The following is a 21,396-nucleotide window of genomic DNA, read 5'->3' as shown; positions in this document are numbered from 1 at the left end:
CATCCAGAAACAGTGGTTTAATTTGTGGTCCATGAGTTCTCCTTGGGTAATTGAGTCGTGATTGAACTATTCTCTCGCGAAAGAGCCTTCTTCCTGATGTCCTTCAGTTACCTCAATTTAATAAGATGGATACCTGGTGACATAAACAATTCTCACTCCAAGAAGCAAATCCCACGGGCAGACCGAGGGATGGCGATATCCTCGATGCTTGAATACGTTGTTATCTGATGAATTCGCCTTCTATGAAACCCTAATATCTTTTACTTAATTTCTTAAATGCCGAGTAATCCTTATCGGACTTAATAAAACTTAATATCTTTTCGGCACATTCTGTTGGATTCAGCTCTTCCGTATTTACCTCAAGGTCATATTCATTAAAACAATATACTTTGTCGAACTGGGAACTTGCTAGTCCAATCTGTCGATCTCCTCGTATTTGCTCTCTTCTTGTGAGTTCTTCTTTCGAGCATAGGACACCTACGAATAATGTAGGATGATCAAAAAGTACATCAAGATAGTCATTAAACCGCTTGTCATTGTCGATTACGGTATCGACGATGACATTCAAACCCATTTCTGAAAACAATTTAATTGTTGCATAGTACACTGACATTATGGGATCAAAAAGTATTTGTCCGACATCATCCACTTCTCTTGTAGGTTCAATATCTGGAAATTTAGTATCAATAAAATCATCGTAATTACCAAAAAAATCGTCTATGGATAAATGATGAAAAGGAATCTCTTTCTGATTTTTCAGTTCCATAGAAATACTAGTCTTTCCTGAACTTGAAGTTCCGTTCATAAACACAATGAGTCCTTGCTTCAAACAAATCACCCTCGCATATAAGATTTGCGTATCATTCGGACAAAAATATATTCACACAGTTCATTCAATTATCCAACTGATAAAATATTCGAGAAGCGATTAAACTATCCTGCCTTTCGCTTAATGAAATAGCTGTATAATTCAGTTAGATACTTATCTAAGCGGTAATCGGATCGTGTTTTTGTCCTATTCGGCAATCGGACAAGAACTTGTACGAATAAAACAAAAAGCCGCTAAATTAGCGACTTTCTATGAGATTATGTTCTATTCCCTCACAGGACAAGAAAGGCCAATCGGCTCCGAGCTCCCCCGGTCCGATCGGCCTTTCACGAGTCATCCTATAAAATGAATTAAGCGGCCTGCTGCGGCTTGAAACCCGATGCTCCGACGCGGACCTGAATACGGTCGCTTTGCGTTACGCCTGCAGCATTGATCCATTCGGCATAATATTCGTAAGTACCTGGCGCCCGATCATGGATTTCCGTGACAGCCGCCTGCATACCAGGCGAAGTGTTGGTCAAATCCTGGGTGTCGATCAGTACACCGTTCTCATAGAGACGGTATTCGGCAGCATTCGTCCCCCACCACAGGTTGGCGCTAATCAGATAGCTGCCATCTCCGTCCCAATTATCGTGCGACAATACGGGCTTGCCCGGCGAAGCATCCGTCACCGTTACACGAAGCGGCTCCGACTGCGATACGCCCCATGCATTGACCAATTCGCCGACATACGTATATACGCCATTGGCCTTTCCCTTAATATCGACAGAAGCCGTCTGCATCGAGGGAGAAGCCTCTTTCAATGGGATGGTTTGAATCAGGACGCCGTCTTCATACAGTTTGAACTCCGAGCCGTTATTTCCCCACCACAAATTCATCGTCACCTTATAATTTCCGTCTCGAAGGCCTGTATTATAACCATTATTGTCTGACAGTACAGGTATGCCCGGCGCTGCGGCGGCATTCGGCTGCTTCACCTGGAATACAGCCCGGTCTGAGGCCACGTTGCCTGCGGCGTCCTCTACGCGGTATTCAATGACATGCTCTCCTGCTCCCAGCTCCTTGGCGCTGATCGTCTGACCCTCTTCAATCAGTTGTCCGTCCAGTAGGACCTTCTGGGTAATGACGCCGGAGATCTCGTCCGTGCTGTGAAGCTCAAACTTCAGGTTATCCTGCTCCCATACGTCTCCGATTCGGCTCCCCGATTGAGTCAACGTCACGGCAGGGGCTGTCTTATCCAATTTGATTTCCATCGTCTTCACCTCTTCAGTCACATCACCGGCAGAAGAGTAGTATTGAATGATGTTGATTCCCTCTCTGTCGACAACCACAGGACCCGAGTATTCGGACTCAGCTCCGTCATTCAACCAATAGATGGTCGATGCCGGCTCCGGACCTGTAGCCGTCAAAGTAAGGGTCACATTCCGGTTAATCCAACCGTTCGAGTTCGGCTGCTCCGATAGAGCGGCAGAGGTTTCCGGAGGAACGTTCGCCTGAGAAAGTGAAATATCGCTTATTCCCCGAACCTTCAATTGATATACGTCTTTAAAGATCGAGGATACACCTTGAAGATTGACAATTTGTCCTTCTTCATAAGGAAAATCGCCCAAGCTCAGCCCAGTTCTAACATCCACGCGGACGTGGTTGCTGACCCCACTCGCGCTGATCGCATCAAATTCGAAGGAGCCCGATGGGGATGCCGTAATGATATTCGTGATTTTCACCTGCTGAAGTGCAATCAGTTGGCCTTGATTGGCAGCATTTACAGAGTCGACCTTAACCGCCTCCGGCAGTTCCTCCGTACCCACCTTTTCGATTAAGACCGGGCTCGCTAATTCCAGCTCTGTGTTATAAAGGGTGGTTGAGGCTGTAAGCTTTACCACATCGCCTTGATGAAACCCCGTGCTGCTCTGATACACATAGACTCCGCCGGTAGCATCCTGCAAATAGAAGGTTTGTCCTCCATAGATCCCTGGTTCAGTCGTTACAGTACCTTGAACCGTGATCAGACTTCCTTCTGGCTTGCTTCTTCCTTCCGCTATCGTAATCAATTCCGGAATCGAGCTGCCTGCATCCGGCAATGGCTCGGCAGGCACGTTACCTAAAGTCACGGATTGGGTCAACAGATTATTGCCGTTCTGGCGCAATCGAAGATTGGCTCCCCCGGAAGTGCCTGGCTTGACGCGTATCGTCAGATCCTTATAAGCTCGCCCTTGACTATCGGCGGTCAAGCTGAAGGTGTCCCCATATCCATACGCGGTTGGCCAGGTTCCGTCCGCTCTTTGCGTCATAGCTACCTGGGTTCCACCCGTCAAATAGATCCCTGCGCTAAATCCGGTCACCGTTGAATTGGCAGGCAGGTTCTCGATAAGAACACGGATTTGAAACTCTGCTGCATTCGGTAAAACGGATTGGTGAACAAAGCTATAGACTGGCGATGCGCTCACTGTAGCACCGCCGTAAGAACCCGGCTTGAAGGTCGATCTGTCCCACCATTTATAACCCGCGGCCGGCGTAGACCAAGGTTCAGACTGAGGCTCCGTTGAAGCCTGTGGCGCTTCGAAGGAATGCAGCTCTGTTACCTCATCCAATTGAAGGTCACCGACTTGTGCCAGACTTGTATAACTCTCCTGATCAGCCAGCCAATTGATCATATTGACTAACAAAACGGCATCATCCTGCTCCTTAAAGCCATCATAGGTTGTCTTTTTAGCTCCTGTTTCTTCGCGCAAATACTTTGGTGTGGCATCTTCTACCGGAGAGGAATCACCGATAAAGGCCGCTTTACCCAACCCAACCTTGGCTACGGCAACATAAGGTCCCTCCTCCATGCCGCCGCCGTTATATACGCCCTGATCGACCGCATTTCCCCATGACTCATTCGTCTGCGGAAGATACACAATGCCCTTGGCCTTGGCCGGATCGGTAATCGCTAGTGTAGAACCGGCATGCATCGCAATTCCGTCAACTCCCTCGGTGATTCCAAAGGCCTGATCCGGTTCTACAATATGATTAGCTGTGATATCACCCAATGCGTTATACCGGAAGCGAACTCCGAAATGGTCTGCGAGCCAATCCGAGCTGACGACGTCTTGCATCGCCTCTGAGTTTCTCTCTTCCGAACTCATGCCCTTAGCCGGATCCTCCCAAGCCCCTCTGCGATACCCGTTGATCGCCTCGGAGCCATCCCAGCGGTTCTTGTTACGGTCAGCATTATAGTGGTCGCCAATGAAGAAAATACTTCCTCCATTTTGTACATATTGCTCCATCGCAGCCTGCTCGCTCTGCTTGAAGGGAATGTTCGGCTCAGCAATAACAAATACGGAATAGCCGCGTAGATCGCTGTAAGAAATCGGTGTTGACTTGCGCAGCTCGGCGACATCAAATCCGTCAGCAGCCAGTGCTTGTCCAAAATCGGAAAATCCGCCGTCAATAACCCAGTCTGCGGCACCTGCGGTCTGGGCATGAGCGTTGTCAAAAAGAATTTTCTTGCCGGCATTCTCATTTACCACTTTGGCAGCAATAAAGGGTGCGGGATCGTTCGGACCCTCGGCATGCACGGGTGCGAGAATCGCGCCCAGTTCCAGTTGAATCGTAAATGCCAAGGATACAGCAAGTCCGATCCCCAACCACTTCGTCCCGATCTTCTTTCCAAGTCCAACCAGCTTTCTGCTCATAATTTCCCTCCCATGAGATTTAGAGTAGTTTTACACCCTTATTTTGACATGTGATTATTAGCTTAAAAGCCAGGTTACGTAAAATCAAAAGAAATTTATATACCTATATCAGTTGAACTCATGAGTGTACGCTAGGGGCAACCAACGTGTGTGAAGTGTTGTTCTTACGATCGCTGTTGTTCCCGGATTTCTCTGATTGCACTAATCCCATCATCGAGTAATCATCCGCTCACAAAGGTGAACGCTAAGTAGCATTAGGCTTCCGATACCGTTTTCTTTTTATCTGTGTTATTCAAAAATAACACTGCGTTTACCATGACACGTAAGTAGTTGTTTATAATAGCTGTATTCCATTTAAGTTCCACATTTATCTGATCAGCATGGGAGGCAGCCATTGATGACATCTATGAATTCTATAAATCTGACGATTCTGCATACGAGCGATATTCACGGTCACCTGTATCCGACCGATTACCGTGGCCCTGGCGACAAGCCGCTTGGCCTTGCCAAGCTGTCACGTCTGATTCAGAAAGAGAGAAGCCGAAGCACCAATCTGCTCCTGATTGACAACGGAGACTTGCTTCAAGGAACGCCGCTGATGTATCACTATGCCAAGTTAAACCGCCACGGTCTGCATCCTGCAGCCCGAGCGCTTCATGCACTTGGATATGATGCAGCTGTGCTTGGGAATCACGAGTTCAATTACGGACAGGAGCTGCTTCGACAGGCGATCCGTGATTCCGATTGTCCCTGGTTATCTGCTAACATTGTAAACAAGACCGACGGAAAGCCTGCATTCGGCAAGCCATATCGGATCTTTGAGCTTCCGCAAGGCATTCGCATCGCCCTGCTCGGACTTACCACCCACTTTATTCCGAATTGGGAGGAGCCGAATCACATCGAAGGTTTGTCCTTTATGGATGCGCTGGATGCTGCCAAGTACTGGGTAGACAAGATTCGTTCGACGGAACAGCCGGATGCGGTGATTTTGAGCTATCACGGGGGCTTCGAACGCGATCCCATGACTGGTGAAGCGACCGAACCCTTAACCGGTGAAAATCAAGGCTATGCTATATGTGAAACGATCCAGGGTGTCGACATACTGCTCACCGGCCACCAGCACCGCCTGTTAAACGGGGAGATTAACGGGGTAGTCATTACGCAGCCTGGCAGTGCCGGACAAGCGATTGCAAAGGTAGAGCTTGAATTTCAGGCGCTTCCAGAGAAGGGATGGCGGCTATCGGGCAAATCTTCCTCATTGCTTCTTGTAGATGAAGCGGATCAGGCGGATGAGGATTTTCTGGCTCTATTTGCTGAGGATGAACGGCAAACGCAGCATTGGCTCGATCAACCCATAGGCCGCACCGAGGGAGATCTCTCGATTCCCGATCCGTTCACAGCTCGCCAGGCAGATCATGCCTTTACGGAAATGATAAATCGGATTCAGATGGAGGTGACCGGGGCTGAGCTCTCTCTGGCTGCCATCTTTACCAATGAAGCCAGAGGCTTCGGAGAAATCATTACCATGCGGGATGTGGTGTCCAACTACATTTATCCTAATACGTTAAAGGTTATCCGCATGAGGGGAAGCGACATCCGAGCCATGCTGGAGCAGACTGCTGAGTACTTTGAGGTGAATGAGACCGGTGATGGACTGTGCATTGCGCCGTCTTATCTGGAGCCAAAGCCGCAGCATTTCAATTATGATATGTGGGAAGGTATCGACTATACGCTCGATATCTCAAGGCCCGCCGGGCAGCGGGTGGTCAGATTGGAACGCCACGGAACGCCTGTGGATCCGGATGAAAGCTTCGAAGTTGTCATGAACAGCTACCGGGCTGGCGGTGGCGGTAACTTCGACATGCTGAAGGACGCGCCTGTGGTTCGTGAAATTCCGACCGATATGACAGAGATTCTTGCAGATTACATTTCCCGGGTGGGCGTGATCCAGGCGACTTGCAATCATAATTGGGAGGTTGTTTACTGAGATTGTTAGGCAGTCTCTTCCCCTAAATCCACAATGAAAAAGGCGGCGCCAGAGACACATTAACTCTGACGTCGCCCTTTTTCAGTTAAAGTTGGCGGCGAATTTCCTCATCGGAAACGCCGAATTAGTTGCTTTTAGGGCAACTAGGCAGCACCAGCAGCCTGTCTCCCGCTTATCCTTTTACCAGCTTAGTCCGAAGCTTGTTGGATATCCACTCGATGATCAGAATCAGTATAACCAATCCGATCAGAATCGCCCCGACCTGATTCCACTTATACCCGTTCATGGCAAAGATCAGCGGGGCACCGATCCCTCCTGCTCCAACCAAGCCCAGGATAGATGCTTCGCGCATATTCATATCGAACCGGTAAATCATTACCGAGAGGAACAACGACATCAATTGCGGCAAGATGCCGTAGCGTACTTTTTCAAAGGTCGTGCAGCCAATCGAGGTCATGGACTCAAGCACCTTGGTATCGAGCTCCTCAATAGCATCCACATACAGCTTGGACAGCATTCCGACCGACGTAATCCCTATCGTCATCACACCTGAGAACGGTCCAGGACCGGAGACGCGGATGAACATCAAGCCATACACGAGGGCAGGAATCGTCCGGATGAAGATCAGCAGCAGGCGGGTAAGCCAAGCCACCGGCTTGGGTACGATATTCGAAGCAGCCAGAAAAGCAAGCGGAACGGATAAGATCGCCCCTACAATGGTCCCCAAAAATGCAATGGCTACCGTCTCAAGCAGCAAATACAGTACGCTCTGTTTTGAAACGCTCAAGAGCAAGTTCAAGTCAGGATTCAAAATTCCCGTTATTATATTCTGAGCGATTTTGAGACCGCTCTGATTGATATCCTTCAAATTAACAGCAGCAAGCGACCAAGCAAACAGTGCAATAATAATCACCGTAAGCGTCAGCACATACCGCATATTACGAGGTTGGGCCTGAAGTTGCTTCTCAATCGTCGTCACTAAACTAACCTCCTCTCTTTCATCAAATCAGCTTTTTACGGAAATGCTCACTAGTCGTCTCGATCAGATAGACCGTGATGACCAGTGCCAAAATGATCATCCCTACATTCTGATAATCACGCCAGCCCAAATCTTCTTTAATCAACAGACCAACTCCGCCTGCACCCACGTATCCCAGGATCGCCGCATAACGTACATTCCCCTCAAAGCAGAACAGCGAATTGGACAAATAGCTTGGCAGCACCTGTGGAAACATGGCATAGCGAAATGCCTGAATTCTTGTCATACCGATGGATTCCATCGCTTCAAATGGACCCATATCCACATTTTCGATCTGCTCATACAGCAGCTTGCCTACATAAGACAGCGTAAACAGCAGAATGGCTACCACGCCCGCGGTTGGCCCCAAGCCAAAGATAAAGGTAGCAATCAAGGCGGTGACCAGGGTTGGCAAGGTACGCAGCAGACTCAGAATAATCTTAAAAAAGGCTGTTACCAACCGGTTTGGAACGACATTGGAGGAGGCCAAAATCGCTATAGGCAGCGCAAGCAGCGCGCCGATCATGGAGCCGATAAGCGACATCTGCAGGGTGTCTACAAGCGCCCCCCACAATTTAGGAAAGTACGCCCAATCCGGCGGAAACATTTCGCCAATCATCCCGAACAGCTTGCCTATTCGCACAAACAACACGCTTAGATTAAAATTCGTAAATTCCACGGACAGAGCAACTGCCACAAGGAGGAGCAATAGAATCAGTGGTGTGCGGGAGCGTTTCTCCAGAACGATCTTGCCGTTCGGAAGAGCAACCTTTTTAGGTGGAAATAGTTTGTCATACATAAGCAATCTCGGCCTCCGCTTGGACTGACATTTCCTCCTCGAAACGGCCGCCGTAAATTTCGCCAAGTACTGCCGTTGTGACCCCGGAAGCCTCCCCGTCAAAAACAACCTCGCCCTGGCGAATGCCAATAATGCGGTCGGCATATTCCAGTGCTACCTCGACATGGTGAATATTCATAATCACCGAGATGTTCATCTCCTGATTAATACGTTTGAAATCATCCATGACCATCCGGGATGTCACCGGATCAAGCGAGGCAATCGGCTCATCCGCCAGAATAATATCCGGATTCTGAGCAAGCGTCCGCGCCAGTGCTACCCGCTGCTGCTGACCGCCGGACAACTGATCCACACGCATATATGCCTTATCAAGGATGCCTACTTTATCTAATGCCTCCAGCGCCTTGATCTTATGATCCTTAGTGAAGATTCCAGTCAGCTTGCGCCACAACGGCAGATCTGGGACAAAGGAGACCAATACATTCTTGATCACAGAAGTTCTTGTCACCAGATTAAAGGATTGAAAAATCATGCCGATTCTCCGGCGGAACCGGCGAACCTGGCTGCCCTTCAGCTTCCCTACATCTATGCCATCCACATTGAGCTGGCCTCCGGTAATCTCATGCATTCGATTAATGCAACGGATCAGTGTAGACTTCCCCGCACCGGAGAGACCGATGATGGCGACGAATTCGCCCTGCTCGATGGACAGATTAATATTTTTCAAGGCTGTAGTTCCGTTTGCGTATTTTTTCTCCACCTGTTTGAATTCAATCATGGCATATAAGCTCCGATCCTTTAGTCTGCGTAAAAACGTGAAAAAATGAGGGCATCACGTTGCCATGATGCACTCATTTCATTCCAAAGCTTCCGTCTAACTTCCTCGCCTTGATCGTGGATTACTGCTTTTGACTCTTGATCAGCTCTTGAGCCTTGCGCTCGTTGTCGTAATCCGAGGATTTTGCTTCTTGGTAGCCTTCATGACTGTACACGGCGATAACTTCTTTTCCTTTGTCTGTTTGAGCAATGGCGATAAAGGCCTTTTGCAATGCAGACTTGAATTGATCATCCATCAGCGAAGAGTTTTTGCTTACGCTGATTGTATCGTTATAGATTCCTTGCGTAACTCCGATCACATTCGTCTCATCCCAGATCGAAGCGGAACGGCTGAACTCGGTTGTCCATTTTTCTTCATAATCTCTTCTTGCATCAGCAAAAGCTACAATGATATCCACTTGACCAGCCGCCAGACGGGCGAACGAGCTTCCGTAAGAGTCCGAAGTCACCACATGTTTCAGATCGGTGATGCTCTTGTTGTAGTTATTTTGAAGCCACAGTGTTGGGTAAATGTAACCCGCGGAAGAAGAGGTGGACATTACTGCCCAGTTTGCACTGTCCAGGTCTTCCCAAGTCAAGGATTCGCCTGCATTTACCTTAGCTGCCAGCTCTTTACCTTTATCCGTTGGGCCAGCAATGGCAATCGAACGGTAGTAGGTTGCTTGCTCGTCTGTAGGTGCCGTCGGTTTATTGTCGTTCCAATCCTTCGGATTGTCGGAATCGTTGGACAGACCCGCACGAGTAGCAGTCAGAATCACATCTGCACCGTCATCATACAGGGCATACGTTCCGCCCGGGATGAACCCGATGTCCGTCGTCCCTGCCGTCAAAGCCTCACCAACCGCCTCATAAGTCGTACCTACATCGATCGTAACCTTTTCCACATTGTAGCCTTCCGTAGCCAATTGCTCTTTGAGAAGATCCTTCAATGGATCTGTTGCCGTAATGATTTGGTCTGGGTCCTTGGATGGAACGAAGCTGACCTTAAGCTCCTTGATCTCTGTTGCAGAAGGTGTTGATTCTTGCGCCGTATTCGTCTGAGGTGCAGGCGTCGTATTATCCGCTGCTGCTCCGTTGTTTGCCGTGTTTCCGTTAGAACCGCATCCTGCAAGAAGGCCTACGCCTAATGCAAATACTGCAGTTAACATCCATCTGTTTTTCACTATCAAATACCCCCACTTTTTATAATTCGGATTCACCGAGTGTCTAGCCTCTCCTTTTGCAAACCCAAATTCATCATACAAGCCTATTGTTATCGAATGATTATCTACCTGTAAAAAATTTGAAACACTCATTTACATAGAGTTAACCTTATGAAAACAAATCTCTGGGGGATGGGACAAAATCTAACTCGTAGCTTGCAGTCAAAAAAAAAGACTCCCAAAGGAGAGCCCCGCAAAAGTCTCGTTTTTTGTTAAACAAGTGTTCCGAATTGAAAAATCTACGGTATTGCTGCAAAAAAAAGCAGTCCATCCTCAACTGGGGGCGGGCTGCTTTTGTTCGTTAATTTGACCATCTGCTTTACATTCACTACGAAAGCGGTGAGGTGAACTTGTATACGCATAGAAACGCTATTTACCTCGATTACATTATTTTAGAAGCTCCGAGCTTGGTTGCATGAATCCCTACAATAGTCAGCCACGCAATGTCCGCCAAGATTAAGAATCGTCCGAACATACCGGCCAAAACCCCCGGTCCAAATTGCCCGTCTTGCGGAATTTGAAGCACAAATAGGAGCATCGCAACGATTGCAATAATCGCGCTAGTGAGCAGCACTCTCTTCATAGGACGCCAAACATCAAGTCGGCTTAACGAAAGACTAATCAATAATGCGGCTACCGGCGTGTAGTCCAGCATCGCTCCGATTGAGTGCATGCTGCCGCTAAATGTAGCATCATCAGGACTAACCGTGATAGGATCGGTCACGAAGATGCCTGCGATTATAATGCCTATTGCACTGATCCCAAGAATAACAAGTCCTATGTATCCCGTAACCGTGCGAATATGCGGGAAAATCGTAATTGCTACACTGATTTGAGCAAGAGCCAGCAGCCCAAAAGCCAGGTGCATCATCCAACCAAAGTCGCCAAGAGCATATTCGCTGATAAAACGCCATGTCGGGTCAAATTCGGGCTCCAGCAAATGAAGGCTGCTTAGGAGAAGAACGAACAATCCTCCAGCGATGATCGACGCAAGGGCGAACCTGGAGCCCGTCATCGTTAAAGATTTTACCATGACCAACTGCTTAGCCAATGCCTATCCCTCCTGCTGGCGAGACCCTCGTCATCGTCGATTCATAGCCTCCCTCGCCGGAATAATGCCATGCTCCCGAATGGGCGTTTCCGTCAGAGCGGAATGTCCCTTTATAATAGTTAAGTGATCCTTTGTCTCCAGCCCAAATGACGAGTGAATCCCCTTCCAACTCATAAACATAATCGAAGGTATTGCCTAACGTATCGTAATATCGGGACCGAATATCCGGACTCTTGCTTTCGCCGAAGGGTTTTAAATGCCCAATCATCTCGATCCCTTTCACTTCTTGTCCATTCTGGGAAAGATGGACGCGTTGTATCAAAAAGTGTCCGCCTTCCATCCACTCGTAGGTTACTGTTCCTTCTGCTCCGCCGCTGATTTGCCAAGAACCGACTAATCGATCAAGCGTCTGAAGATTCGTCATGCTCCCATCCTCCTTATTGTTCGGAATCAGCTACAGCTTTTGCTACTACATCAGGAGCCATGATAACCGCGGAATGATCTTGACCGGCGAGCGAATGAGCTGCAGCCTTTGGTAGAAGCTCGACAAGCGCGCGTGCCGCGTCATGGAAAAGCGGTTCGCTGTTTTCCCCCGTCATAATCAAAGTAGGAACCGTAACGTTCCATCTGCCGGCTGGCAGCGGGTTCCCGGATTGCGTCGTTCCCATAATGATGCCATCATAAGCAAGCGTGTGTGCCAGGGACTCCATCTTGTTCCAAGAAGGATCGGCTTTCATATAGCCGATGTATTCTCCGGGGATGCCTAGAGCCTCGGATGCGAAATATTCGACTGCTTCAGACCTTTTCTCGGCTTTGATTAGCGCATTCAAATGTTCGACGTAGTCACTAGGTACAGGTTTACGGCTGTCGTTAATAATGAATGGCGGTTCATACAAGAAGAGCTTCGCAACCGAATCTCCTAACAAGTTCGCGGCCTCAAGCGCCAACACGGCTCCGGATGAGCTTCCGAACAAATAAGCCTGTCCTCCGGCGAGTGCAATTAAAGCCTCGATATCTTCCACTTCACGTGCGGTTTCGTAGGGTGAGGTATCCGTACTGCGGCCTCGTCCCCGACGATCGTAATTGTATACGGTGAAGCTGACAGACAAGTGCTCGGCTAAAGGTGAAGCATCCTGATGGTCAGCCGCAGCCGATGATATAAGGATTATTGCAGGACCAGTCCCTTGTTTGGTATAAGCGATGTGTGTCCCATCTTTTGAAATAACGGTTTCCATTGTGTCGTTGCCTCCTATTAACGTTTCTAAGTATTCTTCCAGTCGATCATAAGCATCGGTGAATCCTTCAATCATGCCCATCGCTTCCGCGTTGTCCAATTGTTCGTTGGTAGCGAATCGTGTTACGATGCTTATCCGTGTTCCCCCGCTTTTCTCCTCGAACAACACGGTCGTGTACATTTCGCTATCCAGAACCATATTCCAATCGCTGTCGGCAAAAGTGTCTATGTACACCAGTTTGCCCGGTGCCTCTACTACGTCATAGGTGGCTCTGCAATAGGCCGCCTCGCCGCTATTGTCTTCCGCCTGAAGACTATACCGCCACACGCCACCTGGCCGCACATCCATTTCGTAAACGATTGTCGTCCAGCCCTTTGGCCCCCACCATTTTGTAATATGTTTGGGCTCCGTCCAGCCTTCCCATGCCAGATGGACAGGCATCGCAACGTTACGTTCGACTGTGAGTTCTCTACGCTCGCGGTTTTTACGAATGGTAGTTTTTCTTTTCATTTGCAGTCATCCTTTTCAGGTAGTTTTCAAGGGAATCCAGCCTTTGGTTCCAGACTTCGCGGTAATTCAGCATGTAGCTCGCGATGAAACTGTTGATACCTGTCATTGGTCCTCCTTCTTCTTGTAATCCAGCATATACTCCTCAAAATTATCGAGACGCTCTTCCCATAGAATGCTGAAGGAATCAAACCATTCATCCAGCTCCTGGAACGGTCCAGCTTCGAGGCTGTATATTCGCAATTGTGCTTTGCTCCGTGAGCGTACCATTCCAGCCTCGCTCAAGATGCGCAAATGACGGGATACGTGCGGCTGGCTGATGCCTAGTGCTTGGACGATTTCGCCTACCGATTTGGGCCCATTTCTTAGCAACTCAACGATGTTGAATCGATTGGGTTCGGCAAGAGTAAGTAACGTTAACTGCATAGTTGTTGTTCTCATGAACTTAATATATATCAATATGTATATACACGTCAATATATATTTATGAATTTATGAATTGAACTTTCACTTCTTAAGGAATTAGCGCAATTTCGTAAAAATGGCAAGCTAAGCTGCAAATTTCTTTACTATTCTACCCATTGTTCAATTGTGGCGGGATGCTCCCGGAGAATTCGCCACAAGATTCACTTAATCCTATGTTCGTAGAGCAGTTTCACAGTTGATATATGTGTATCCACCTCGCATTTCCCCACATCAATCCAATAACCTCTCTTTATACAATCGTCTCATGGACGACGATTGCGCATACTTGGATCACATTAAATCCCGGATTTTATCTCCTGATCCTGCAAAATGCGCCGGTAAGAAGTCAAGCTGCTTCGTTCAAACCCCACCATGTGCTCGCTTGAAGTTTCAGTGCGGCGAGCTTCAGAAAAGCCTCTTCCCATGTCAAACGATGTTAAGGAATGCGAAATATAAAACGACCACAAAAAAGGCCAACCAGAAGATTCTGGCTAGCCTGATAATTCGAAAAAGCCGTCAATTTAGCGACTTCCAATGGAATATTTTTTTGTCCCTCGATAAAATTCTAGAGCCGCTTCAAGTGGATTGTTTAAGGTGGAGAAAGATTCGTCTTGCTGCTACAAAATCAAATGAATGATCTGTATTATAATATGTTAAAGTAGACCAAGTCCTTAATTTATATAGCGATCTTTGTTCGTACATCTATGGTTTTTATTCAAAACAATATAGTGAGTTTTGAATTTTCATGAGAGGATTTATTTTTCAGGTTCTGTTATCTTAAGGGAGGTTAGAAATAGCTATGCCGAAAAAAAATAGGAATGTAACAGGTATTGTATTGGCCGTAATTTATTGTATTGTCCTTTTTGAGATTTTAATTGATGCCCCCCCTGGTGAAGCTCCAAATAATCCGCCTTGGGCATACGCAATAATTCCACTTGGAGTTGTTGTAATTACCTCTCTCTTTGATTATGTGATCAAATTCGATTTGTTCGATTTCTTCAAAAAAAAGAAATAGAAAAAAGAAAAGAATGACTAGACCTTATATGTTTTCCTTTATCCAAGAACGTAACTTATTAGCATAGAAAGCGCGTTCATCTGGATCCGACTGAGAACCCTTAGTCAGATAAAGTTGATCATTCACATATCTAGGGTAAACGTGGAGATGATAATGCCACACGTCTTGATTGCCAGCAGGCTCATTGTGTTGCCTCGTAGAAATCCCATCACATCCATATGTACTTTTCATGGCAAACGCTGTAAGCTGAGCCGCGCGGTGAATTTCAACAGCGTAATCCGCCGGGAGCTCAAAGATGTTCTCGAAATGTTGATTAGGAACAATAAGAACATGTCCTTTGTTGTTTGGCCACCATTTGCTCGCTATAAATGCGGTTGCCTTTTCATTCTGATAGATGATATCCCATTGTTTTGTTCCCTGATTCGGTTGCTCGATACCCCACACACGACAAAATGGACATTCGTATCCCTCGGGCTTATGTGAAAACGATGCTGTCATCTTTCTCATTCAACTCCTTTCATATTTCTCCAATCAACTAATAGGCGCAGGAAAACTCTGTTCGTTGCGTTTTTCTGCCTTGTAAGTTGAACATTGTTTTTGCCAAATAGATCATTCCCTCTTTAGTAAAAATTTGAAGTCAATTTCAATAAAACTCCCCTTCTGGCCGGCTGCCGTCTTGGTTGAACTATCGTTTCCCGTGAGCGTAATCTACACAATTACAGCTCTATGAGCTTACGGCTCGAACCCAGTTGTTGCACAGATTCGTTGAATCTCCTCGACTGGAAATGGAGTAGCTCTGCTCTCCACAACGAGATTCGTGTAAAAATCATTCATCACTATGGCTATTGGAGCGTACCCCTTAATAATCCCCGCTGCCGATTCCATCATCTCTGGCGACTCGTCACCCTCAGCATATCGGCGTATGAGGTCTATACGTTCTGTCCGATTCATTGTACTGCCTAAGACCGTTACAAGCCAGTTAACGAACTCTGTCACCACATAACACCCATCATGGGCTTTGTTCAATTCGAGAAACTCAAATTCGCAATCGGACAACTCAAAGCGTGAAGATGTTGCAAGTCCGAAGTCCGAAATATAAACACGGTGTCCATCAGTTAAAACGTTCCTAAAGTGAACATCGAAATGTAGTAACCCATTCGCATTCATAAACGAGACAGCAGACCGCAGGTTGGAATCCACCATGGCAAACGCTGAGGTGGATGCAGCCTCTCCAATAGCAACCTGTTCGGTAAGCCAGTCATGCAGATTATGGGGAACGTACTCGCAGAACAGTACAACACTATCCACGGATTGCTCAATTGCCTCGATACGATCCCGCACTGCCTGGGAACCCCAAAACTCAACCATACGGGAAACATCGCTCAGTTCCTCAGAAATTGGCATACGTCGTTTCGGACTGTGTAACACCCGCCAGTGATACATTAACGGAAAGCTCTCACACTGTTTCGCCAGCACCCAGTTGGTGGTCATGGTATGGGCGGCGACCTCACGCCAAACGCCACTACCTGGCGAACCTATGCCATAGTGGCAAAACGGGGGGAGTTCGAATAGGTTTCCAGTGGACATAACATTCTGAGTGCGTCTTTCTAGTTCCGTAAGCGGTACTATTTTCACGAAGATGGACGTGTCTTCAAGTTGCAATAACGCCGTTGTACCACCGATGCCAGTAGCAAGAACCGTAGCATCTTCCACTCGCTCTCGAAGCCGTTCATCACTGAGCAACGCTAAGGCAGTAGATACGTTGGCATAACGGGCAAGTCGAGTTTCGTAAGACACATGAAGCTCTGTTTGGAATGATTTCATAAATAGATCACTATCCTTCCACTCGAATATAGTGAATTTACCTTTTGACTCCAAAAAAGTCCCAGCCACCAACCATGCATCCAGCCTAACATATACCCAGTTTAAGGTAAATGTTATTGGAACTACACTGCCCGTTAGCATAATGAATTAGAACAGTGAAAAGTAGTTAAATATTTATCTACTCGGTAATTGGAACAAGTTCTTGCCCTCGATTCGGGACAAGAACTTGTACCGATATAACAAAAAAAGCCGCTAAATTGAAGTGACCCCCAAAAGTTAGACACGGTTATTTCATTAGGCAGCTTTCTCAAAATGAGTTCGGTACTGTACCGGACTCATTTTTAATTTTGCCTTTAACCGTTTGGTATTGTAGTATTCCATATATTTTTTTAGTTCTTCCTTAAAATGTTCCACACATTCAAACTCTTTGTAGTACAGAAACTCCGACTTGAGAATGCCGAAGAAATTCTCTATGACGGCATTGTCGTAACAATTCCCTTTTCGTGACATGCTTTGGAGAATGCCTCTCGACTTAAGTGCATGCCGATACGACTTCATTTGGTAATGCCATCCTTGATCAGAATGAAGGAGAAGATGGTGTTCTTCCGGCAGACGTTTCAGTCCTGCATCCAGCATCTGAGATACCAGAGAATAGGTTGGTCGTGAATCCAGGGTATAGGTGATAATTTCCCCGTTGAATAAGTCCAAAATGGGCGATAGATACAGCTTTTCTCCAAATAACTTAAATTCCGTAATGTCCGTCACCCATTTCTCATTTGGCGCCCCAGCCGTGAACTGGCGGTCCAGATGATTCGGTGCAATCTTGCCGACGCTCCCTTTATATGACTTATACTTTTTCACGCGAACCAGGCATGTAAGACCCATTTTCTTCATGAGTCTCTGAACCTTTTTGTGGTTAACTTTCCACCCACGGACTGTCAGTTCATCACGAATACGGCGATATCCGTACCGTCCGTCATGTTCCACGTAAATGGATTGAATTTCAGCTCTCAACTCGGTATTCGGATCTGGTTGGTTCATACACTTTATAAGGTTGTAATAGGTGCTTCGCGGGACACCAGCCACCTGTACGAGTGCCTTCACCGGATATTTATGCCTTAGTTGCCAGACGGCTTGTGCTTTGTCTTGTTTGGTGATTTTTCCTTGTTTCGAACTAAGGCATTCAACTTTTTTAGATACTCATTTTCCATTTCAAGCTGTTTGATACGTTCTTCAAGTGCTTCGACAGACCCTTCAACTACGGATCGTTTGGTAGACGAATTGGGGTTTTTTTTCATGGATGGACGCCCCTTCTTTTTTGGCTCAAGGGCTTCTAAACCGCCTGTCTCCATCTTTCTCTGCCAGGAATACAACATGGAGAAGTCCGGAAGCTTAAACAAAGCAGCGGTATCCATGAGAGAAGCGTCTGATTGAGCCATATGATTGAGTACGTCCAGTTTAAAGCTTGCCGGATAATTTGTATAGCCGTTAGTAAAGGCAGTCTCACCATGTATCTCATAAAGCTTCAACCAATATTGGAATTGAGACTTGGTTACACGCATTTGATTTGCGTATTCTGTTTGAGATAGAAGATCAGAGTCATACCCTTGAATTAATGCCAATTTGCTATCCTTCGTAAATTTAGTCATAAAAAACTGCACCTCCAACTGTTAGATATGTCTAACAAATGGGGTGCAGTTCAAATTAGCGACTTTCTATGGATCCATTGTTCTTGTCCCTCGACAGTTAAAATGTCTTATTTATTACCGAGTTGTTCCGCCAAACCGATTAAAAGTCCTTCATGTCCACGAATGTAGCAGAGCCGATACGAGTCCTCGTACTGAACCACTTCGCCAACGAGCTGAGCACCATGCTTAGTGAGTCTGGGTAACATTTCGTCAATGTCTTCCACGGTGAACATGACGCGCAGATAACCGAGGGCATTTACGGGAGCCGTTCGGTGATCTGATATAGTAGGTGGGGTAAGGAATCGCGAAAGTTCAAGTCGGCTGTGGCCATCTGGGGTAACCATCATAGCAATCTCTACACACTGTGAACCCAGCCCGGTTACGCGACCAGCCCATTCCCCTTCGACAGTAGCTCGCCCTTCGAGCTTTAAACCGATCTCCTCAAAGAAAGAGACTGCGTCATCAAGGGATTCTACAACGATGCCAACATTGTCCATTCTCAGTAATTTGTTTTTTTCCATAGTTTATCTCCTTATGTGTACAAATTTATTACCAGATCATCTTCATATTAATTCTACCAATAATCACTAGCTCCTTCCAAACGATTAACACCGAAATAAATATCCAGCTCCTTGAGTTTCAACACGTGTCCCTTCTAGTACAACTTCATTCGATATACCCCCGTCTCACCGAGAAAATCTTTTCGGGTCAACCCTGTTTCTCCAAGCAATATTCGATAATTCGTTATCGTACCATCATGTGAAATAATGAATATTTTTTTATATCTTTCCCCGATCCAATCGAATAACTGCTTAGCATATCCTTCAAAAATTTCTTGTTCGATCCTATTAATCCCTTCTTTCCAGCAATCCAAATTAAAATCAAGAATTCCAGCATCTGCATACAGATTTGTAATTTCAGTTTTAGAAAGGATAAGATCACATGCTAATAAAGGGAGTTCGGGGTTCTGAGGATACATTCTCGGACCAACAAGTGGAGAAATAATGAAATCCATACCACTTTTTATAATAGTTGCCGTCTCAATTGTACGTTTAGTTGGACTTACCAGAACTAAATCATCAGGATCCATTTTAATTTCGTTTCGCAGCTGCGTTACTTGAAATTTGCCGTACTCTGTAAGACTTGGATGCAGAGTATTCAACCGATTGGGATAATCGTTGAGATGTTCTCCATGACCGTGCCGAATAAATATGAGTTCCATTTTCCGCCCCCCTAACATCAAATCCAATATTAGGTATTCTATGCTTGTATGGAGCTATCCTGCCCTTTAGCTTATAGAGCGGCATGACCATTTCTGCAATTTTGCTGATCCCTGATATACCCCCTCCCGAAGAATTATTCAGCATAAGCTGTGCCATCCCTCTTCCATTCAAAGCTGAAAATGGGCCCTAAGTAGTGGAAAACGAGGTGAACAATCAAGAGTTAAAATACAGTTGTACATGTTCTATAGCTTCGTTTTGTGAACATATTACGGCAACCTTTTTTATACAGAACGTATGCAAAAGCCTGGACAGTTAAGTGAATGTGAATTATTTGATTATTGGAAGGTGATCTACCTGAGGAAATAGAGCAAAAGCAATACTGCACTTCTTGAGGCAGATGAAAGTGTACTTCTTTTTACTCAGTATGTAAAAATGGGAGAGTTATTACAACAACATTTAACTGAAAGATTTGATGTCCATGTTCTGTTCTTGAACGGTAGTACTTTACAGAAGGAACGGGCCAAGATGGTGGATGATTTTCAAAGCAAACAAACACCGATTTTTATTCTTCCCTTGAAAGCTGGAGGAACAGGTTTGAAACCTAACAGTAGCTAACCATGTTATACATTTTGATCGTTGGTGGAACCCCGCAGATGAGAATCAAGCCACCGACCGTGTACACCGCATAGAGGTCAAGAAAACATGGTACAAGTCCATAAACTCATTAATATGAATACATTAGAAGAAAAAATTGATAGCATCTTAAGTTATAAACAAGAATTGCTTGAATCCATGTTAACCTCTTCAAATGCAAACTCTATCTTTGATGAAGATAATGATAATTTATCTGAATGTACCAGCACCATACGCTTCATATTACGTGTCTATTTCTTTTTTTGACTTATTAATGTCCTGAAAATGATCCTGGATCTTTTTCAATCTTTCAAGGTGTGGTTTCAAGTTCCCTAGCATCAAAGCTTTATATTTCTCCGTTAGATAAAACATGTGAGCCGCGTCGTTATCCTTAAACGACGTAATCGTCTTATTTAACTCATAGAGCTCCAACGCCAGCGAGCGCAAGGTTTCTCGAGTCTTGATGTCTATCGTTTTAGGATTAGACTTCCAATATGCATAGCTTATGTCATATAACGACCCCCGTATTCTCGCCTCACGCGCTAGAATAAACATGTCCAGCTGCTCATCCGTTGTCATTGCTGTGTTATTAACAAAATGCTTAGGAACAGCATTATTAAGGTAGGTATCGCTAAATTCAATGAATGTTGATAGTTGATCATCGATTTCTTCCGCTTGTATCTTCGCCTTATCGATCAATTGCCGTATCTTAGCAGGATCTTCATTTTCCTTCGACTCGCTGATTGCCATTAAAGTGTCAGCAAGCGGCACCGTTTCAGAAGCGTGTTTGACTAAATAGACAAATGCCGAATCGTTCTTCTGCTGATACAATGAATAGAGGTCATTGTATTTTTCAGATGATTGGTTTTCTAAATGTCTGTACATCGCAGCATTTATTAATATGATAATCATAAGTATTAGTGCGTAGATCTTTATGTGCTTGGGCAAAGTGTTCTTCCTCTTCTGAAAATTTAGTTATTAACACTCTTGTTCTAATAACTCCGAAATGAAGTCGCCAATTTTAATATGTCAGTTATACTGTCCTGCTATCGTACACATTAGGAGCTTTACTTTAGCATGAAATTCATCAACCATAAATGGATAAAATATTCCACTAAACAATGGTACCAGCATCCAGTCCCCACTTTCTTCGCCCATATGGAGATCCTCCCTGCATCGCTATGGCTTAGCTCCGTACATTTCACCTTTAAGCTTCAGCTCATTCGTCAGCATGATCGTGAATTCAGCACAACTTACTGTTTGAATGTACCAACTGGATAACCCCTGACAATGCCTTGTAGTGCTGTTTATTTAATCTTGGCTTCTACCCAGTGGCCAGCATATTAGCTATCAGCATGACAATTAAAGATAATTAGATTGATAACTACAGTAACATATGTTACTGT

Annotated in this window: 19 protein-coding genes and 1 pseudogene; 3 read left to right on the top strand and 17 right to left on the bottom strand. The window is 45.8% G+C overall.

From position 1 onward, the window contains the following. Positions 1 to 250: 250 nt before the first annotated feature. Positions 251 to 829, bottom strand: a complete 579-nt coding sequence (locus B9D94_RS13980; RefSeq protein ID WP_076152294.1) for a chloramphenicol phosphotransferase CPT family protein — start codon at positions 827 to 829, stop codon at positions 251 to 253. A 350-nt stretch (positions 830 to 1,179) separates the two neighbouring features. Further along, complete coding sequence (locus B9D94_RS13975; protein ID WP_148247286.1) at positions 1,180 to 4,506, bottom strand: chitinase N-terminal domain-containing protein; 3,327 nt, start codon at positions 4,504 to 4,506, stop codon at positions 1,180 to 1,182. 397 nt (positions 4,507 to 4,903) lie between these two features. Between B9D94_RS13975 and B9D94_RS13970 the strand changes: the two genes are divergently transcribed. Further along, positions 4,904 to 6,493 (top strand): bifunctional metallophosphatase/5'-nucleotidase, encoded by a 1,590-nt coding sequence (locus tag B9D94_RS13970; RefSeq protein ID WP_148247285.1) that lies wholly within the window; start codon positions 4,904 to 4,906, stop codon positions 6,491 to 6,493. Between the two features lie 172 nt (positions 6,494 to 6,665). On the opposite strand, the gene phnE (B9D94_RS13965) is transcribed toward B9D94_RS13970, so the two are convergent. From phnE (B9D94_RS13965) to B9D94_RS13925, 8 genes are all read right to left on the bottom strand, one after another. Further along, a complete protein-coding gene (gene phnE / locus B9D94_RS13965; protein ID WP_006210156.1) occupies positions 6,666 to 7,472 on the bottom strand; it encodes a phosphonate ABC transporter, permease protein PhnE in 807 nt (268 codons plus the stop codon). Positions 7,473 to 7,494: 22 nt separating this feature from the next. Further along, complete coding sequence (gene phnE, locus B9D94_RS13960; protein WP_148247284.1) at positions 7,495 to 8,310, bottom strand: phosphonate ABC transporter, permease protein PhnE; 816 nt, start codon at positions 8,308 to 8,310, stop codon at positions 7,495 to 7,497. Further along, positions 8,303 to 9,088, bottom strand: a complete 786-nt coding sequence (gene phnC / locus B9D94_RS13955; protein WP_036639109.1) for a phosphonate ABC transporter ATP-binding protein — start codon at positions 9,086 to 9,088, stop codon at positions 8,303 to 8,305. Before phnC ends, phnE (B9D94_RS13960) begins: the two co-directional genes overlap by 8 nt. 121 nt (positions 9,089 to 9,209) lie before the next feature. After that, positions 9,210 to 10,313 carry a phosphate/phosphite/phosphonate ABC transporter substrate-binding protein gene (locus tag B9D94_RS13950; RefSeq protein ID WP_231888122.1) on the bottom strand — a complete coding sequence of 368 codons (1,104 nt, stop codon included), beginning with the start codon at positions 10,311 to 10,313 and terminating at the stop codon, positions 9,210 to 9,212. A gap of 418 nt (positions 10,314 to 10,731) precedes the next feature. Next, complete coding sequence (locus tag B9D94_RS13945; RefSeq protein ID WP_148247283.1) at positions 10,732 to 11,400, bottom strand: DUF998 domain-containing protein; 669 nt, start codon at positions 11,398 to 11,400, stop codon at positions 10,732 to 10,734. Then, a complete protein-coding gene (locus B9D94_RS13940; RefSeq protein WP_148247282.1) occupies positions 11,393 to 11,824 on the bottom strand; it encodes a hypothetical protein in 432 nt (143 codons plus the stop codon). The genes B9D94_RS13945 and B9D94_RS13940 overlap by 8 nt, the downstream gene beginning before the upstream one ends. Before the next feature lie 13 nt (positions 11,825 to 11,837). Next, on the bottom strand, positions 11,838 to 13,145 hold the full coding sequence (locus B9D94_RS31490) for an alpha/beta fold hydrolase (protein WP_253806156.1): 1,308 nt from the start codon (positions 13,143 to 13,145) through the stop codon (positions 11,838 to 11,840). A gap of 102 nt (positions 13,146 to 13,247) precedes the next feature. Then, complete coding sequence (locus tag B9D94_RS13925; protein WP_006210164.1) at positions 13,248 to 13,568, bottom strand: ArsR/SmtB family transcription factor; 321 nt, start codon at positions 13,566 to 13,568, stop codon at positions 13,248 to 13,250. An 838-nt stretch (positions 13,569 to 14,406) separates the two neighbouring features. Here B9D94_RS13925 and B9D94_RS13920 point away from each other — a divergent pair. Beyond that, on the top strand, positions 14,407 to 14,622 hold the full coding sequence (locus B9D94_RS13920; RefSeq protein WP_006210165.1) for a hypothetical protein: 216 nt from the start codon (positions 14,407 to 14,409) through the stop codon (positions 14,620 to 14,622). A gap of 24 nt (positions 14,623 to 14,646) precedes the next feature. On the opposite strand, the gene B9D94_RS13915 is transcribed toward B9D94_RS13920, so the two are convergent. From B9D94_RS13915 to B9D94_RS13895, 5 genes are all read right to left on the bottom strand, one after another. After that, positions 14,647 to 15,120, bottom strand: a complete 474-nt coding sequence (locus B9D94_RS13915) for an HIT family protein (protein WP_006210166.1) — start codon at positions 15,118 to 15,120, stop codon at positions 14,647 to 14,649. 234 nt (positions 15,121 to 15,354) lie between these two features. Then, on the bottom strand, positions 15,355 to 16,515 hold the full coding sequence (locus tag B9D94_RS13910) for a protein kinase domain-containing protein (protein WP_148247281.1): 1,161 nt from the start codon (positions 16,513 to 16,515) through the stop codon (positions 15,355 to 15,357). 225 nt (positions 16,516 to 16,740) lie between these two features. Beyond that, positions 16,741 to 18,095, bottom strand: a protein-coding gene (locus B9D94_RS13905; RefSeq protein ID WP_107338560.1) for an IS3 family transposase whose coding sequence is annotated in 2 segments (ribosomal slippage) — positions 16,741 to 17,642 and positions 17,642 to 18,095 — 1,356 coding nt in all. Because the reading frame shifts where the segments join, the coding sequence is not laid out codon by codon here. Between the two features lie 107 nt (positions 18,096 to 18,202). Then, complete coding sequence (locus B9D94_RS13900) at positions 18,203 to 18,655, bottom strand: VOC family protein (protein ID WP_006210168.1); 453 nt, start codon at positions 18,653 to 18,655, stop codon at positions 18,203 to 18,205. A gap of 134 nt (positions 18,656 to 18,789) precedes the next feature. Beyond that, positions 18,790 to 19,356: a phosphoglycerate mutase family protein gene (locus B9D94_RS13895; protein ID WP_148247280.1), complete on the bottom strand. Its 567-nt coding sequence runs from the start codon at positions 19,354 to 19,356 to the stop codon at positions 18,790 to 18,792. 391 nt (positions 19,357 to 19,747) lie between these two features. On the opposite strand from B9D94_RS13895, the pseudogene B9D94_RS13890 reads away from it, so the two are divergent. Then, a pseudogene (locus B9D94_RS13890) lies at positions 19,748 to 20,257 on the top strand (DEAD/DEAH box helicase); the annotation flags it as partial. On the opposite strand, the gene B9D94_RS13885 reads toward B9D94_RS13890, so the two are convergent. Beyond that, positions 20,234 to 20,938 (bottom strand): hypothetical protein, encoded by a 705-nt coding sequence (locus B9D94_RS13885; RefSeq protein WP_063479618.1) that lies wholly within the window; start codon positions 20,936 to 20,938, stop codon positions 20,234 to 20,236. The pseudogene B9D94_RS13890 and the gene B9D94_RS13885 sit on opposite strands and share 24 nt — an antisense overlap. A gap of 81 nt (positions 20,939 to 21,019) precedes the next feature. Then, complete coding sequence (locus B9D94_RS31775; RefSeq protein ID WP_301337251.1) at positions 21,020 to 21,148, bottom strand: hypothetical protein; 129 nt, start codon at positions 21,146 to 21,148, stop codon at positions 21,020 to 21,022. Positions 21,149 to 21,396 lie beyond the last annotated feature (248 nt).

It is taken from the genome of Paenibacillus sp. Cedars (genome assembly GCF_003184205.1).
Classification (GTDB): Bacteria; Bacillota; Bacilli; order Paenibacillales; family Paenibacillaceae; genus Paenibacillus_AQ; species Paenibacillus_AQ glucanolyticus.
This window is presented reverse-complemented; position numbering and strand designations above follow the sequence as displayed.

Bases quoted from the DNA above. Each gene is read 5' to 3' on its own strand.
- B9D94_RS13900 (WP_006210168.1), bottom strand. From the start codon at position 18,655: ATGGAAAAAAACAAATTACTGAGAATGGACAATGTTGGCATCGTTGTA.
- B9D94_RS13925 (WP_006210164.1), bottom strand. From the start codon at position 13,568: ATGCAGTTAACGTTACTTACTCTTGCCGAACCCAATCGATTCAACATC.
- B9D94_RS13895 (WP_148247280.1), bottom strand. From the start codon at position 19,356: ATGGAACTCATATTTATTCGGCACGGTCATGGAGAACATCTCAACGAT.
- B9D94_RS31775 (WP_301337251.1), bottom strand. From the start codon at position 21,148: ATGGGCGAAGAAAGTGGGGACTGGATGCTGGTACCATTGTTTAGTGGA.
- phnC (WP_036639109.1), bottom strand. From the start codon at position 9,088: ATGATTGAATTCAAACAGGTGGAGAAAAAATACGCAAACGGAACTACA.
- B9D94_RS13915 (WP_006210166.1), bottom strand. From the start codon at position 15,120: ATGACAGCATCGTTTTCACATAAGCCCGAGGGATACGAATGTCCATTT.
- B9D94_RS13970 (WP_148247285.1), top strand. From the start codon at position 4,904: ATGACATCTATGAATTCTATAAATCTGACGATTCTGCATACGAGCGAT.
- phnE (WP_148247284.1), bottom strand. From the start codon at position 8,310: ATGTATGACAAACTATTTCCACCTAAAAAGGTTGCTCTTCCGAACGGC.
- B9D94_RS13940 (WP_148247282.1), bottom strand. From the start codon at position 11,824: ATGACGAATCTTCAGACGCTTGATCGATTAGTCGGTTCTTGGCAAATC.
- B9D94_RS13920 (WP_006210165.1), top strand. From the start codon at position 14,407: ATGCCGAAAAAAAATAGGAATGTAACAGGTATTGTATTGGCCGTAATT.
- B9D94_RS31490 (WP_253806156.1), bottom strand. From the start codon at position 13,145: ATGAAAAGAAAAACTACCATTCGTAAAAACCGCGAGCGTAGAGAACTC.
- B9D94_RS13975 (WP_148247286.1), bottom strand. From the start codon at position 4,506: ATGAGCAGAAAGCTGGTTGGACTTGGAAAGAAGATCGGGACGAAGTGG.